This is a genomic window from Pectobacterium sp. A5351 (assembly GCF_028335745.1).
Classification (GTDB): domain Bacteria; phylum Pseudomonadota; class Gammaproteobacteria; order Enterobacterales; family Enterobacteriaceae; genus Pectobacterium.
Map to the genome: position 1 here is coordinate 2,489,247 of NZ_CP116477.1, position 13,958 is coordinate 2,503,204.

Annotated in this window: 14 protein-coding genes, 1 pseudogene and 1 other annotated feature; of the genes and pseudogenes, 9 read left to right on the forward strand and 6 right to left on the reverse strand. The window is 52.4% G+C overall.

Features of this window, described 5'->3' with window-relative positions; all coding sequences use genetic code 11:
- Nucleotides 1-143: 143 nt before the first annotated feature.
- The 5 genes and pseudogenes from O1Q74_RS11680 to O1Q74_RS11695 all read right to left on the reverse strand — a co-directional run bounded on the left by O1Q74_RS11680 (nucleotide 144) and on the right by O1Q74_RS11695 (nucleotide 4,382).
- Nucleotides 144-1,514 (reverse strand): APC family permease, encoded by a 1,371-nt coding sequence (locus O1Q74_RS11680; protein ID WP_271873314.1) that lies wholly within the window; start codon nucleotides 1,512-1,514, stop codon nucleotides 144-146.
- The gene (locus O1Q74_RS20280) at nucleotides 1,504-1,710 is read right to left on the reverse strand and encodes a hypothetical protein (protein ID WP_334311363.1); all 207 of its coding nucleotides are present in this window, start codon (nucleotides 1,708-1,710) and stop codon (nucleotides 1,504-1,506) included. Before O1Q74_RS20280 ends, O1Q74_RS11680 begins: the two co-directional genes overlap by 11 nt.
- A gap of 466 nt (nucleotides 1,711-2,176) precedes the next feature.
- The gene (locus O1Q74_RS11685) at nucleotides 2,177-2,932 is read right to left on the reverse strand and encodes a flagellar brake protein (protein WP_271878889.1); all 756 of its coding nucleotides are present in this window, start codon (nucleotides 2,930-2,932) and stop codon (nucleotides 2,177-2,179) included.
- A 314-nt stretch (nucleotides 2,933-3,246) separates the two neighbouring features.
- Nucleotides 3,247-3,516, reverse strand: a pseudogene (locus O1Q74_RS11690) (triphosphoribosyl-dephospho-CoA synthase); the annotation flags it as partial.
- Nucleotides 3,517-3,536: 20 nt separating this feature from the next.
- Entirely contained in the window at nucleotides 3,537-4,382 is an 846-nt protein-coding gene (locus O1Q74_RS11695; RefSeq protein WP_271873316.1) for an SDR family oxidoreductase, read from the reverse strand.
- A 296-nt stretch (nucleotides 4,383-4,678) separates the two neighbouring features.
- Between O1Q74_RS11695 and hisL the strand changes: the two genes are divergently transcribed.
- The 9 genes from hisL (at nucleotide 4,679) to hisIE (ending at nucleotide 11,977) form a co-directional block, all read left to right on the forward strand.
- Nucleotides 4,679-4,726 (forward strand): his operon leader peptide, encoded by a 48-nt coding sequence (gene hisL / locus O1Q74_RS11700; RefSeq protein ID WP_106389040.1) that lies wholly within the window; start codon nucleotides 4,679-4,681, stop codon nucleotides 4,724-4,726.
- Nucleotides 4,702-4,823, forward strand: a sequence feature (His leader region). It overlaps the preceding gene by 25 nt.
- A gap of 49 nt (nucleotides 4,824-4,872) precedes the next feature.
- On the forward strand, nucleotides 4,873-5,772 hold the full coding sequence (gene hisG, locus O1Q74_RS11705) for an ATP phosphoribosyltransferase (protein ID WP_271873318.1): 900 nt from the start codon (nucleotides 4,873-4,875) through the stop codon (nucleotides 5,770-5,772).
- Between the two features lie 5 nt (nucleotides 5,773-5,777).
- Nucleotides 5,778-7,106, forward strand: coding sequence for a histidinol dehydrogenase (gene hisD, locus O1Q74_RS11710; protein ID WP_271873319.1), 1,329 nt, complete (start codon nucleotides 5,778-5,780; stop codon nucleotides 7,104-7,106).
- The gene (gene hisC / locus O1Q74_RS11715; protein ID WP_271873321.1) at nucleotides 7,103-8,176 is read left to right on the forward strand and encodes a histidinol-phosphate transaminase; all 1,074 of its coding nucleotides are present in this window, start codon (nucleotides 7,103-7,105) and stop codon (nucleotides 8,174-8,176) included. The genes hisD and hisC overlap by 4 nt, the downstream gene beginning before the upstream one ends.
- A 15-nt stretch (nucleotides 8,177-8,191) precedes the next feature.
- Nucleotides 8,192-9,259: a bifunctional histidinol-phosphatase/imidazoleglycerol-phosphate dehydratase HisB gene (gene hisB, locus O1Q74_RS11720; RefSeq protein ID WP_271873323.1), complete on the forward strand. Its 1,068-nt coding sequence runs from the start codon at nucleotides 8,192-8,194 to the stop codon at nucleotides 9,257-9,259.
- Nucleotides 9,259-9,849: an imidazole glycerol phosphate synthase subunit HisH gene (hisH, locus tag O1Q74_RS11725; RefSeq protein ID WP_271873325.1), complete on the forward strand. Its 591-nt coding sequence runs from the start codon at nucleotides 9,259-9,261 to the stop codon at nucleotides 9,847-9,849. The genes hisB and hisH overlap by 1 nt, the downstream gene beginning before the upstream one ends.
- A gap of 6 nt (nucleotides 9,850-9,855) precedes the next feature.
- Nucleotides 9,856-10,593, forward strand: a complete 738-nt coding sequence (hisA, locus tag O1Q74_RS11730) for a 1-(5-phosphoribosyl)-5-[(5-phosphoribosylamino)methylideneamino]imidazole-4-carboxamide isomerase (RefSeq protein WP_127156802.1) — start codon at nucleotides 9,856-9,858, stop codon at nucleotides 10,591-10,593.
- A complete protein-coding gene (gene hisF, locus O1Q74_RS11735; RefSeq protein WP_271873327.1) occupies nucleotides 10,575-11,351 on the forward strand; it encodes an imidazole glycerol phosphate synthase subunit HisF in 777 nt (258 codons plus the stop codon). Before hisA ends, hisF begins: the two co-directional genes overlap by 19 nt.
- A 62-nt stretch (nucleotides 11,352-11,413) precedes the next feature.
- Entirely contained in the window at nucleotides 11,414-11,977 is a 564-nt protein-coding gene (gene hisIE / locus O1Q74_RS11740) for a bifunctional phosphoribosyl-AMP cyclohydrolase/phosphoribosyl-ATP diphosphatase HisIE (protein ID WP_271878896.1), read from the forward strand.
- Between the two features lie 62 nt (nucleotides 11,978-12,039).
- Here the strand turns inward: hisIE and O1Q74_RS11745 are convergent, their stop codons facing one another.
- Complete coding sequence (locus tag O1Q74_RS11745) at nucleotides 12,040-13,908, reverse strand: amidohydrolase (protein ID WP_271873329.1); 1,869 nt, start codon at nucleotides 13,906-13,908, stop codon at nucleotides 12,040-12,042.
- Nucleotides 13,909-13,958: the final 50 nt, after the last annotated feature.

Consider the following 13,958-nt stretch of genomic DNA (forward strand, 5'->3'; position numbering starts at 1 on the left):
TGACGCTTTTGTCCATGGCGCAAACGCTTTACTCTTCTATTCCGTTACTCCCGTTCTCGTTCAGAAAATAGGTTTGTCAGCAGTCTGAAACGGAGCATATTGGCTCCACTTTCTCTTATGCAAGCCGTAAGCCGTCAGTGTATTTAAACCGGCTCTTCACTACATTGCGGTACTGGCTGACGGAAGCTGCGCGTCACAAATGCCAGATAGAGCAATCCAATCGTTGCCCATACCAGACCCAGCGTCATTGAGCTGGCTTCCAGATTCACCCACAGCGCCCCTACCGTCAACGCGCCCAGCACAGGCAGCACGAGGAAGTTAATGGTGTCTTTCACTGTGCGGTTACGGCGTTCACGAATGTAGAACTGTGAAATGACCGACAGGTTCACAAACGTAAACGCGACCAGCGCACCGAAGTTGATCAGCGCCGTTGCTGTCACCAGATCGAACGACACCGCAGACAGTGCAATCACGCCAACCAGCAGGACGTTCAGCGCTGGCGTACGCCATTTCGGGTGAATATAACCGAAGAAACGCTCAGGGAATACACCATCACGCCCCATCACATACATCAGGCGAGAAACACCCGCGTGAGCGGCCATCCCCGATGCCAGCACGGTAACACAGGAGAACACCAGAATAATGGACTGGAAGAATTTACCCGCGACGTACAGCATGATTTCTGGCTGAGAGGCATCCGGCTCTTTAAAGCGGGAAATATCCGGGAAGTACAGTTGCAGGAAGTACGCCACGGCAACAAAAATCACGCCGCCGATCAGCGCCGTCAGGAAGATGGCTTTTGGAATCACCCGACCAGCGTCCTGTGTTTCTTCCGACAGAGAACTGATGCCGTCAAAGCCCAGGAACGAGAAGCAGAGAATGGTTGCCCCGGTAATCATCGGCACCACATGCGCGTTCTCAGACCAGAATGGACGCGTGCTGGTCAGCGTACCCGCACCTTCACCCAGATAAACACCGTGGATCACCAGACCCAGGAACACCGCCATGATAGCGACCTGTACTACCACGATAATGGAGTTCAGGTTAGCAACCAGATTAATGCCACGCAGGTTAAACAGCGTCATCAGCCCAACCAGCGCCGCGACAAAAATCCATGACGGCACGCCGGGGAAGATGGCTTCCAGATAGATTTTCGCCAACAGAATGTTGATCATCGGCATGAACAGATAGTCCAGCAGTGATGACCAGCCGACCATAAACCCGACGTGCGGGCTGATCGCTTTCTGCGCATAGGTATAAGCCGATCCCGCAGACGGGAAACGTTTTACTAATTTACCATAGCTCAGCGCCGTGAACAGAATAGCAACCAGCGCAAACGCATAGGCGGTCGCCACATGGCCATCGGTCAGGCCAGACACGATACCGAAGGTATCAAAAATGGTCATCGGCTGCATGTACGCCAGCCCCATCATTACGACAGGCCACAGCGTGAGCGTTCTTTTTAGTTGAGCACGTTTGGCACCAGCATTAGGCAACTGAGAATCAAGCGACATGACGCGCACCTCCGTTCATCACGGCAGGCGCATACGCACCGGAAACAAATGAATGGATACAGGGCTCGCCTGAATCACGATGAGAAGAGGTAGCTGTAACAGCACCAGAAATAACTTGCGACGGCGTCGCGCCATAACCAATACCTTTGCAGCCCAAACCGGCGGGCACCGGTGCGAAACTTACTGATTGCCCCATCTTTCCTTTCCTCACTGTGCTCACAGGCACACACAAAATTATCTATCCGGATCGTTGTCCGGCCTCTTTGGTTGAAGACCCTATACCCAGCAAACCTGGGCGACAGAGAAGGCAAGAAACCACACCAATACCCCTGTAACCTGAAGGTTGACGAGCATAAATGTAAAAAAATAACCGACGCTGTTAGACGTCGGTTATTTGCAAGGCGCGTATTCTGCACCAGACGATCTCTTCTGACAAGGCTCTGAGAACGTTGGAAACAATTTATTTATCGCCGTTATACATCAAACAACCAGCACATTAGTTTTGTGCCTGTAAAACAGTCATGTTTTGTTCTACAGCTTGAAATATTTAGGGGAAATACGTTAATACTTATTATGAAAAACGTTGCTGCTATGTGTGAAGCGAAAAAACGGTGTGAAACAAAAAAATGTGTGAAGCCCAGACAAAACGTTGTGCTTAAAAATTACAACTCCTGGAACCGCTTTTTCTTTTCGTTTTGTAATCTTTCCAGCTCAAAAATCACCTGCTGAAGATCTCGCTCCTGTGCCGCGTTCAGTGAAGGGAACTTGAAACTCAGACGCTGCGTGAGTTTCACTTCGCCTTTGCTATCGACAATTTTCACCATTGCCTGACCGACGAACTGCAAATCGACACAGAAAAAACCGTGGTCAGCAAGATCCATCTCCACGCTCTTGATAATGTCGCCTTCGGTCAACAGCCCCGTCGTGTCACGGTCGGTATACAGGCTCAAGCCCCCCAGAGAGAGATCTTTAATCGTAAACAAGAAAACACTCTCATCCGGCAGTTCTCCACGGCACGTCAACGGCGGCCACAGCGGCGTGTTAATGCGGAAATAGGTTCTGCGTTGGATAAGATAAAGCAATTCAGGAATATGCGCGCTAAAGGCTGGTAGCCCGTCGTACGTCACCGTTTTCGCGATTTCAGCATGAAATTCGACTTTTGCGCCAGCAGGCTCTGCGACAAAAGACAGCGAACCGGCATACAGCGCGCGGTTGTTTTCACGCTCAATGCCGCCTAAATCGAAGACAAACACGTTGTTGTCAGGGACAACGTCAAGAATTTTACTGATGAACTGACCGTGAGAATGATGAACCATCAGAGATGTGTCATTTTTCTTTAATTCGCGTAGCGTTGCACAGATAGCCAGTTTGTTGCGCTTAACAAACTGCTCTTTCAAATTTTCATTCACCGCTTTCATCCCTACCATTTTTACATGAATTATGTGCCAATGGCTTATATTGATGCACGCCTCTCCGTTATCTTTCAAGTCCCATGTGCGCCATCACGATGCCACCGTACTGGCTGCATATTGAAAACGATTATGCGGAGCGTCTAAAATCGTACGATATAGATTCGTGAAAACGTTATCGGCAGTTTGCTCAACAACTTTAGCGGAAGAATAGAAAAAAGTGAGCAGAAGCGACCAAGTAATGGCGTTTTTTTGTACATCTCTGATGAGTAAAACATTCCCATTCAGAGCCTCTTCCGCCCCAGTGTATTGGCGTCGCAGCGCTATTCGGCAGGATAGTGATACAGCAGCCAGGTTAACGCCAGTAAATCAGCACTGCCGCCCGGGCTAAGGTTTCTGGCAATCAGCGCGTTATCCATCGCTATCAGCGCCTGCCGACCCAACGGAACAACCAGTAACTTCTGCGCGTAATCTTGCACAAACACCAGCCCGCCCATTCCACCGCGAGAAACAACATTGGTGTCAGGATTATGAGCCATCAATACCAGCAGCGTGCGTAACAGCGCGGTTTCGTCATCCGCCACGACGGCAATAACCACAATGCGCATTGCGGTTATTGCCGCGAACCTTCATTCAACGGCATTGTTGAAGGATCAGGATACTGATAGTCAAACCCAAGTTCATGGCAGATACGTTGCCCATCAACAATCCGGCCCTTATCGTTCTCGGTTACGGGGGCAAACTGTGGTGGAGATACACGCAATCGGCGTGCCTGTTCGGGATAAAAATCCTGTCTGGCCGGGTGTTCTGGCGCACACAGGTTATAGATATGTCCACCGTTCGGTAGCTTAAGCAGCAATAGAATAGCCGCCAGCACATCTTCCTGATGCACCAGATTCACACCGTGGTTGCCGCGCGGCAGATTGGTTTTACCAGCAAGAAAGCGTCCGGGGTGGCGATCGCCACCGACTAACCCAGATAAACGCAAGATATCGACGGAGGTATCAGGCAAGTGCTGTAACCACTGTTCAAGGGATGCCAATGTCTTCCCAGCGATCGTCGTCGGTTGTAGCGGCGAGCTTTCTCTTACCGTGCCGCTGCCATCGCCATAAACCGAGATCGAGCTGGCGAAGATGATGCGTGGAACATGAAAGACACGCGCCATATTCACCAACTGCTGTACCGCCTGCGCATACCCTTCTCCCCCCTCCGCCGTTCGACTCGCGGGCAGCGTCACGATCAATACATCAACCTGTTGTAGTAACGCGTTAAGCTCGTCAGCGTCGCATTCCAATTCTGGCGTCAGAGCCAATTGATAGCACTCAATCCCACTCATACGTGCCGCTTCGACGCCATCCAGCGTGGTTTTTGTTCCCGTTACGTGGTAACCGTGCCCATTCAACGCCAGAGCCAGCGGCATACCCAGCCAGCCCAATCCAACAATCGCTACTTTTTTCATCAGTCGTTCTCCCCTGCAAGGCGTCTTTAATTAACCCTACGCTATCCCTACAGAGTAAACGGCTTTGACGCGCATCGCTACGGAGCCTGCCCAATTTCAACCGGTCTTTCTGCCTATAAATCACCAATATCCCATGCAATTATGCTGGCGTATTCCCCAACCAAAACGAACTTCCCACATCTGCTAAAAAAATGTTGCACAACAGCCCGCACATGGTTTAGGTTATTCGACAGATAAATCGTTACTGATTTAATAAATACTGACACAACAATATTTGTACAACAAAGAGACAACTTATGACACGCGTTCTGTTTAACCACCATCATCACCATCATCCTGATTAGTCTTTCGGGCAGTTGGTGCTGGAAGACGTTCAGATCTTCCAGTGGCGCAGAACACAAAGAGAGCCCTCGGAAGATCATCTTCCGAGGGTTTTTTTATGCTCACTCTATTTCTAGAAATTTAAATTTGACAGGTTAATGAGGTTTCCATGCTGGATAAAACACGTTTACGGATAGCAATGCAGAAGTCAGGCCGCCTGAGCGACGATTCACGCGAACTGCTGGCACGCTGCGGGATCAAAATCAACTTACAGCAACAGCGTCTGATTGCGTTCGCAGAAAATATGCCGATTGATATTCTGCGCGTGCGTGATGACGATATCCCTGGTTTGGTGATGGATGGTGTAGTCGATCTGGGCATCATCGGCGAAAACGTGCTGGAAGAAGAGTTGTTAAACCGCCGCGCTCAGGGCGAAGATCCGCGTTACTTCACCCTGCGCCGTCTGGACTTTGGCGGTTGCCGTCTGTCGTTGGCGATGCCGCTGGACGAACCCTATACCGGCCCGGAATGCCTGCAAAACAAACGTATCGCCACCTCTTATCCTCACCTGCTCAAACAGTATCTCGACAGACAATCTGTCAGCTTCAAATCCTGTCTGCTTAACGGTTCCGTCGAAGTGGCGCCACGTGCTGGTCTGGCCGATGCCATCTGCGACTTAGTCTCGACCGGTGCCACGCTGGAAGCTAACGGCCTGCGCGAAGTGGAAGTGATTTACCGCTCCAAAGCCTGCCTGATTCAACGCGACGGCGAGATGCCTGCTGAGAAACAACAGTTGATCGATAAACTGCTGACCCGTATGCAAGGCGTAATTCAGGCGCGCGAATCAAAATACATCATGCTGCACGCGCCAAGTGAACGTCTGGAAGAAGTCATTTCCCTGCTGCCCGGTGCCGAGCGTCCAACCATTCTGCCGCTGGCCGGTGACCAAAGTCGCGTTGCCATGCACATGGTCAGCAGCGAAACGCTGTTCTGGGAAACCATGGAAAAACTGAAATCGTTGGGTGCCAGCTCCATTCTGGTTCTGCCTATTGAAAAAATGATGGAGTGATGACGATGGCTGATAACACCAACGGCACCGGCAGTTTCAGCACGCTCGTCGACTGGCAGCGCTGTTCAGCAGAAGAGCAGCGTCAGTTACTGACTCGCCCGGCCATTTCCGCATCAGACCGTATTACCGCCATCGTCAGCGATATTCTGGCAAACGTAAAAAACCGCGGTGATAGCGCGCTGCGCGACTACAGTGCCCAGTTTGATAAAGTTCAGGTGAATGCCATTCGCGTCACCGATGCCGAGATCACCGCGGCCGCAACGCGTCTGGGTGATGACGTCAAACAGGCGATGGCGATCGCCGTACGTAATATCGAAACATTCCACAACGCGCAAAAGCTGCCGATTGTCGATATCGAAACGCAGCCGGGCGTGCGTTGCCAGCAGCTCACTCGCCCTATCGCGACCGTCGGCCTGTATATTCCTGGCGGCTCAGCGCCGTTGCCGTCAACCGTGCTGATGCTGGGAACACCTTCACGCATCGCCGGCTGCGGCCGCGTCGTGCTGTGTTCGCCGCCGCCGATTGCCGATGAAATTCTGTATGCCGCTCAACTGTGCGGTATTAAAGAAGTCTTTCAGCTCGGCGGCGCGCAAGCGATTGCTGCGATGGCGTTTGGCACCGAGAGCGTACCTAAAGTGGACAAAATTTTTGGCCCCGGCAACGCGTATGTCACAGAAGCCAAGCGTCAGGTGAGCCAGCAGCTTGATGGCGCAGCCATTGATATGCCCGCCGGCCCCTCCGAGGTTCTGGTGATCGCCGACAGCGACGCGACGCCAGCATTTGTCGCTTCCGACCTGCTGTCGCAGGCAGAGCACGGCCCAGATTCACAGGTCATCCTGCTCACGCCAGACGCGGCGATGGCCAAAGCTGTGGCGGATGCCGTTGAAGAACAGCTCACGCAACTGTCCCGGGCGGACATCGCGCGTCAGGCGCTTGCCAGCAGCCGCGTCATCGTCGCGCGTGATTTGGCGCAGTGCGTTGAAATCAGTAACCAATATGGCCCGGAGCACCTGATCATCCAGACGCGCGACGCCGAATCACTGGTTGATAGCATCACCAGCGCTGGCTCCGTATTTCTGGGCGACTGGTCACCGGAATCCGCCGGCGACTACGCCTCCGGCACCAACCACGTTCTGCCGACCTATGGCTATACCTCAACCTATTCAAGCCTGGGTCTGGCCGATTTCCAGAAGCGCATGACCGTACAGCAGCTCACGCCGCAGGGGTTACTGCAACTGGCACCGACGATCGAAACATTGGCACAGGCCGAACAACTGACCGCCCACAAAAACGCCGTTACCCTGCGTGTTGCAGCACTGAAGGAGCAAGTATGAGCAGCATTGAAGAACTGGCACGCGCCAACGTCCGTGCGTTAACCCCCTACCAGTCAGCCCGTCGTCTGGGCGGCAACGGGGATGTTTGGCTGAACGCCAATGAATACCCGGAAGCACCGGAATATCAGTTGACGTTGCAGACGCTGAACCGCTACCCGGAATGTCAGCCAGTGCTGGTGATCAACCGTTACGCCGAGTATGCCGGTGTACAGCCAGAGCAGGTTCTGGTCAGCCGCGGTGCCGACGAAGGGATCGAATTACTGATCCGCGCATTCTGCGAGCCGGGGAAAGACGCCATCCTGTTCTGTCCACCAACCTACGGTATGTACGCCGTCAGCGCCGAAACGTTCGGCGTGGAACGCCGCACCGTAGCCAGTAAATCAGACTGGCAGTTGGATCTCGATGCGATTGAAGCACAGTTGGACGGCACCAAAGTCGTTTACGTTTGCAGCCCGAATAACCCAACCGGCAATCTGATTGCACGGGAAGATTTACGCCAGTTGCTCACGCTGGCACAGGGGAAAGCGCTGGTTGTTATCGATGAGGCCTACATCGAATTCTGTCCGCAGGCGACCACCTCAGTCTGGCTGGACGAATTCCCGCATTTGGTGATTCTGCGTACCTTGTCCAAAGCCTTTTCGCTCGCCGGATTGCGCTGTGGCTTTACGCTGGCAAACCCTGAAGTGATTCAGCTTCTGTTGAAAGTCATTGCACCTTATCCGCTGTCCACCCCAGTGGCAGATATTGCGGCGCAGGCGCTGAGCCGTGAAGGCGTCGCCAAAATGAAGGCAAATGTTGAGGAGATTACGTCCGCTCGCCGCTGGCTGAGTGATGCCTTGAAAGACATTCCCTGCATTGAAGAAGTCTTCCCCAGCGAGAGTAACTATCTGCTAGTGCGCTTTACCGCCTCCCCTTCGGTATTTAAAACGCTGTGGGATCAGGGCATTATTCTGCGTGACCAAAATAAGCAACCGAGCCTTGCGGGCTGTTTGCGCATTACTATCGGCAACCGCTACGAATGTGAACGCGTTGTTGCTGCATTACAATCATTGCCAGGCATCAACGCTTAATTTTAAGGAGCTCACGTGGGCCAGAAATACCTCTTTATCGACCGTGACGGAACACTGATTGCTGAACCGCCTGAGGATTTTCAGGTTGACCGTCTGGATAAACTGGCGTTGGAACCCGATGTCATTCCCTCGCTGCTGGCGCTGCAAAAGGCCGGTTACACGCTGGTGATGATCACAAATCAGGATGGGCTGGGAACCGAGAGCTTTCCGCAGGAAACCTTCGATCCACCGCATAATCTGATGATGCAGATTCTGACATCGCAGGGCATCCAGTTTGAACAAGTGCTGATCTGTCCACATTTGCCGGCGAATAACTGCACTTGCCGCAAACCCAAGACCGAACTAGTGACCGCCTATTTGAACAACGGCCTGATGGATGTGGCAAATAGCTACGTCATCGGCGACCGCCAGACCGATATCCAACTGGCGCAAAACATGGGCATTACCGGCCTGCTCTACCAGCGCGGCGGGTTGAACTGGCAAGCGATTACTAACCAGTTAACCAAGCGTAACCGCCATGCGCACGTTAACCGCGTCACGCGTGAAACCGCCATTGATGTGAACGTCTGGCTAGATCAGGAAGGTGGCAGCAAAATCAACACCGGCGTCGGCTTCTTCGATCACATGCTGGATCAAATCGCCACCCACGGCGGCTTCCGCATGAATATTGAAGTGAAAGGCGACCTGTATATTGACGATCATCACACGGTGGAAGATACCGGTCTGGCGCTGGGCGAAGCGCTGAATAAAGCACTGGGTGACAAACGCGGTATCGGTCGTTTTGGCTTTGTCCTGCCAATGGATGAGTGTCTGGCACGCTGTGCGCTCGATATTTCAGGCCGTCCGCACCTGGAATACAAAGCGGAATTCAGCTACCAGCGCGTGGGCGATCTGAGCACCGAAATGGTCGAACACTTCTTCCGTTCGCTGTCTTATTCCATGGCCTGCACGCTGCACCTGAAAACCAAGGGGCGTAACGATCATCACCGTGTGGAAAGCCTGTTTAAAGTCTTCGGACGCACGCTGCGTCAGGCAATCCGCGTCGAGGGTGATACGTTGCCGAGCTCGAAAGGAGTGCTCTGATGAAGGTCGTCATTCTTGATACCGGCTGCGCCAATCTCTCTTCGGTGACCTATGCCGTGCAGCGGCTGGGGTATACGCCCGTTGTCAGCCGCGAGGCCGAGATAGTCCTGCAAGCGGACAAGCTGTTTCTGCCGGGCGTTGGCACCGCGCAGGCCGCGATGAATCAACTGGAAGAACGCGACCTGATTGCGTTGATCAAGGCCTGCACCCAGCCCGTTCTCGGTATTTGCCTCGGTATGCAGTTACTGGGCACAAACAGCGACGAAAATGGTGGAATCCCCACGCTGGAAATTGTCGATTCACCGGTGAAAAAGATGGTTGACCATGGCTTACCGCTGCCGCATATGGGCTGGAATCAGGTGATTCCAAAGGCCGGACACCGTTTGTTCCGCGATATCGATGACGGTGCCTATTTCTATTTCGTTCACAGCTACGCCATGCCAGTCTGCGAAAACACGATTGCACAAGCCAATTACGGCGAAGCGTTCACCGCCGCGCTGGAAAAAGATAACTTCTTTGGCGTGCAGTTCCACCCTGAGCGTTCTGGTGCTGCGGGCGCGCAGTTGCTGAAAAATTTTCTGGAGATGTAGAGCGTCATGATTATTCCCGCATTAGATCTGATTGATGGACAGGTTGTCCGTCTGCATCAGGGTGATTATGGCCAACAGCGCCAGTACGGCAGCGATCCGCTTCCCCGCTTGCAGGATTACCAGCAGCAAGGGGCTGGCGTGCTGCACTTAGTGGATTTGACCGGAGCAAAAGATCCCTCTGCCCGCCAGATTCCGCTATTAACCACGCTGTTGGCTGGCGTGAGTGTACCGGTTCAGATCGGCGGCGGCATCCGCACCGAACAGGACGTGGAAGCGTTATTAAAAGCCGGGGCCAGCCGTGTCGTTATCGGCTCCACCGCCGTGAAACAACCCGAGCTCGTTCAGCAATGGTTCACCCGCTACGGGGCAGAGGCGCTGGTGCTGGCGCTAGACGTGCGTATCGATGCCAACGGTACGAAGTTCGTCGCTATCAGCGGCTGGCAGGAAAATTCTGACGCCACGCTTGAGCAGGTCGTCGAACAATATCTGCCGTTCGGTCTGAAGCACGTGCTGTGTACCGACATTTCCCGTGACGGTACGCTGAGCGGTTCCAACGTCGAGCTCTATCGTGAAATCAGCCAGCGCTATCCGCAGATCGCCTTTCAGGCCTCCGGCGGCATCGGCAACCTGGAAGATATCGCCAATTTGCGCGGTAGCGGTGTGCAGGGCGTTATCGTGGGTCGTGCGCTGTTGGAAGGTAAATTTAACGTCGCGGAGGCTATTTCATGCTGGCAAAACGGATAATCCCCTGTCTGGACGTGCGTAACGGCCAGGTCGTCAAAGGTGTGCAGTTCCGCAATCACGAAATCATCGGTGACATCGTGCCACTGGCGCAGCGCTACGCGCAGGAAGGTGCCGATGAGCTGGTTTTTTATGATATCACCGCCTCTTCCGATGGCCGTGTGGTCGATAAAAGCTGGGTATCCCGCGTTGCGGAAGTCATCGATATTCCCTTTTGCGTGGCGGGCGGCATTAAGAGCGTGGAAGAAGCAGGCCAAATCCTCTCTTTCGGCGCGGATAAGATTTCCATCAACTCACCGGCGCTGGCTGACCCAGAGCTGATTACCCGACTGGCTGACCGCTATGGCGTGCAGTGCATCGTCGTTGGGATTGATACCTGGCATGATGCCGCGACGGGTCGCTATCACGTCAATCAATACACGGGCGACGAAACGCGCACCAAGGTTACTACCTGGGAAACGCTGGATTGGGTAGAGGAAGTGCAAAAGCGCGGTGCGGGTGAGATTGTGCTGAACATGATGAATCAGGACGGCGTGCGCAACGGCTATGATTTACACCAGTTAAATCTGGTGCGTGATGTCTGTCATGTTCCACTTATCGCTTCCGGCGGCGCAGGCACCATGGAACATTTTCTGGATGCATTCCAGACCGCCCACGTGGATGGCGCGCTGGCAGCATCGGTGTTTCACAAGCAAATTATTAATATTGGCGAACTGAAACAATATCTTAAGCAACAGGGTGTGGAGATTCGAGTGTGTTAAGCGAAGCGGTTTTTCTAAACGACGAACAACGAAACCAACTCGATTGGGAAAAAACGGACGGTATGCTGCCTGTTGTCGTGCAACACGCGGTATCCGGTGAAGTATTGATGCTGGGCTACATGAATCAGGACGCCTTACAGGCTACGGAAGAAAGCGGTAAAGTCACGTTTTTCTCGCGTACCAAACAGCGGTTGTGGACCAAAGGTGAATCTTCGGGACATTTCCTGAATGTCGTCTCTATTACGCCAGACTGCGATAACGATACGCTGCTGATCCTGGTTAACCCAATCGGGCCAACCTGTCATCTGGGCACCAGCAGCTGCTTCTCGCCTGCTGCCAGCGACTGGACGTTCCTCTATCAGTTGGAACAGTTGCTGGCCGAGCGTAAGCACGCCGATCCAGATAGCTCGTATACCGCACGCCTGTATGCCAGCGGCACCAAGCGTATTGCGCAGAAAGTGGGTGAGGAAGGACTGGAAACCGCATTAGCAGCAACGGTGCATGACCGCGAGGAACTGACCAACGAAGCCGCCGATTTAATGTACCACCTGCTGGTGCTGTTGCAGGATCAGGATTTAGATCTGGCGACGATCATCAATCGCCTGAAAGCGCGTCACAATAAGTAAATCTGTTCCCCGCGTTATCGATCGGTGATAACGCGGGGCTTTATTATGGCAACATCGCCGTGTTAGCTTGAGTGCACCTTACGTCCTCCTTTCCAGGTTTCCAGAACCGGAATATCACGCATCCCTTTCACCGGATTATTTTTATCTGCTGAATCATAGGTTAGCGGAGAATCCTCCAGAATAATAAAGTCGGCACATTTTCCGGCGACCAACGAACCAACCCACTGCTCCGCATGACATTGCCAGGCGGCATCATAGGTTGCGGCTTTAAGCGCAGCGAAACGGGAAATCCGCTCCTCCACATCCCCATTTAACACGGGTGAAGTAGCATCCTGAGGTGCACGTTCCATTACGCGAGAAATAGCCTGTTCCATCATGCGCAATGGGCCAAGTGGTGTAACACCGTTATCGCTGTGTAGCGTAATTCTCATCCCGTGATTAAGAGCGGATTGGCAGCGATCAAGATGTTTAGCACGCTTTTCTCCCAATATGGTCTGCTGGAATGCCCAGCCCCAATACCCCACATGGCCAATTAAGAAACTGGGTGAAATACCGCGCTGTTTCATTTCAGAAAGATGGTCGTCAGTGAGCAGTGACGCATGTTCCAGACGGTCACGGCGCTTTTCATAGGTAGCCGATGTCACACCGGCTAGTTTAAATGACTCTAAAGTCAGCCTAATCGCTTCATCACCATTCGTGTGAATCATCAATGGCCAGTTATGATCCACAACGTTCTGCACCAGCGTATTGATATCAGTTAATGGAGTAAAGTTGAAGGCACCAGAGGTTTCCTCACTCGGCGGTATGTTATAGAGGGTATCACAGCAGTACGGCGTGGATTGATACCCCGTCAGCCCTTGATTTGAACCATCTGAAATAACCTTGATATACGGCAAGTGAAAATGTTCATCTCCGTAGCCCGGTGAGTAATGACCTGCAACCTTATTATTGAAGTCATCACTATTCGTAACGATCAGCGCCCCACCTATCCGCACCGGACAAATCGGCAAATGCGCCCATTTTTCCAGAAAACTCACTTGATCGAAGCCAGGCTTACCACGTTCTTTGGGTTCGACTCCGGCATCAAGCATATACGTCACCCCACGTTTGTTCGCCAAAGCAAACAGCTTGTGAACCGATTCAAGAAGTTTTTCCGCCAATTCCTTTTTGGGATAATTACTGACAATAACATTTAAAACCGGCTGGATACCGTCTATTTCCTTAAGGATGCCGTCTGATGGAATGGCGTAATCGATATTATGCTCTTTATTAAATTGCGTAACAGTCTCGATAGCGGCATGATTGATATAGGCCAGATGCATCGAGGCATTGAGAACAAATACAGGTTGTGTCTTCGTGATTCGATCGAGGGTATTAACATCAAATCCCTTATCTCCGTCAATAAACAGCGAGGGATCGGCACCAAATCCGATAAGCCATTTATCGGATTTATGCGGTAACGCCTTATCCTGTAGATGGGATATCACCCAATTCCTATTATAATTCTTGCGTAATATCTGTTCTTCAAATGGGCTAACATCATTACCAATACCAGAAAGCATCGCGGTACTAGTGATGTGGACATGCGGCTCAATCAGCCCCGGTAACAGCGTTTGTTTGCCTGATAATTGATGCTCCGACGTGTTTTTCGGCATCTTGGCTTTCACATCTAGATACGAACCCGTCGCAACCACCAGTCCGTCATGAATGCCCATGGCTTCAACCGCAACTTCCTTCCCATCCTCTAACGTCAAAATAGCTTTTCCAGGGCTACCATCCTTATTTGGCGCGGAACGGAATAACCGCGTTTCAATATGTAGACTGTTCTCCCCCTCAGGGATCTCAACTGGCGTATCGGGGAGAAATGATTTCCACAGAGGGCTGCAACAGGAACAGCTTATGCTACCGGAATGACCACACGCTTCACTCATACACTTTCCTTATTTAGAGATAACGCATTAGAAATGTTAATGTACCGAAT